This window comes from Caulobacter sp. P1_B12_2 (assembly GCF_056406675.1).
The window spans coordinates 1-1054 of sequence record NZ_JBFTZS010000783.1; the positions used below are offsets into that span (position 1 = coordinate 1).

The window sequence follows — 1054 nt, forward strand, 5'->3', positions numbered from 1 at the left end:
CGGTGACGTGCTGCTGGGCGCGGCCGGGCTGACGGTCGGAGCGCTGGCCTTCCTGGCCGGACACCTGGGCGCACCACCACGGCCGCCGAGCAGGCGTTCCTGGACGAAGGCGGCTTCGCGGGGTGATTCTGCTCTTCGCTCCCCTCGGCTAGGGCTAACCAAAAATGGTTGTCATCCCGGACGTAGCGCGCAGCGCGAAGATCCGGGACCGACGCGTGAACTCAGCGCTTCCGGCGGTCCCGGATCGGCGGCCCTTCGGGCCTTGTCCGGGATGACAGAACTCTTCAGAGGCCTGTGCAATACACCCTCACCACGATGGGGGAGGGAAAAGTCCCGAACGCCTGTGGACGGCTGTCTACGCCGCACTAGCCCAAGCGCCTGATTCGACCCCAAAGTCCGGGCATGAACGCCATCGCGCCCATCCACGCCGAGCAGGCCGCCGCCGACCATCCCGAGCGGCAGTATCTGAACCTGCTCGCCGACATCCTGGAAAACGGCGTCCAGCGCGGCGACCGCACGGGCACCGGCACGCTGGGCGTGTTCGGCCGGCAGATCCGCTTCGACCTCTCCAAGGGCTTCCCCGTCCTGACCACCAAGAAGCTGCACCTGCGCTCGATCATCGTCGAGCTGCTGTGGTTCCTGCGCGGCGACACCAACGTGAAGTACCTGCAGGACAACGGCTGCAAGATCTGGGACGAGTGGGCCGACGAGAACGGCGACCTGGGTCCCGTCTACGGCAAGCAGTGGCGCTCGTGGGCCGCGCCCGCCAAAGACGGAAAGAGCAACCAGTCGATCGACCAGATCGCCAACCTCGTCGAGGGCCTGAAGACCAACCCCAACAGCCGTCGCCACATCGTCAGCGCCTGGAACCCGGCCGACGTCGAGGACATGGCCCTGCCGCCCTGCCACTGCCTGTTCCAGTTCTTCGTGGCGGACGGCAAGCTCAGCTGCCAGCTCTACCAGCGCAGCGCCGACGTCTTCCTGGGCGTGCCGTTCAACATCGCCTCCTACGCCCTGCTGACCGTGATGGTCGCCCAGGTCGTGGGGCTGGAGC

1 protein-coding gene is annotated in these 1054 nt (G+C 67.0%); it reads left to right on the top strand.

The window, feature by feature from the left end; translation table 11 throughout:
• Positions 1–402 precede the first annotated feature (402 nt).
• Positions 403–1054: thymidylate synthase (locus AC1DZ6_RS25740; RefSeq protein ID WP_477099918.1), on the top strand; the 652-nt coding region annotated here is incomplete at its 3' end.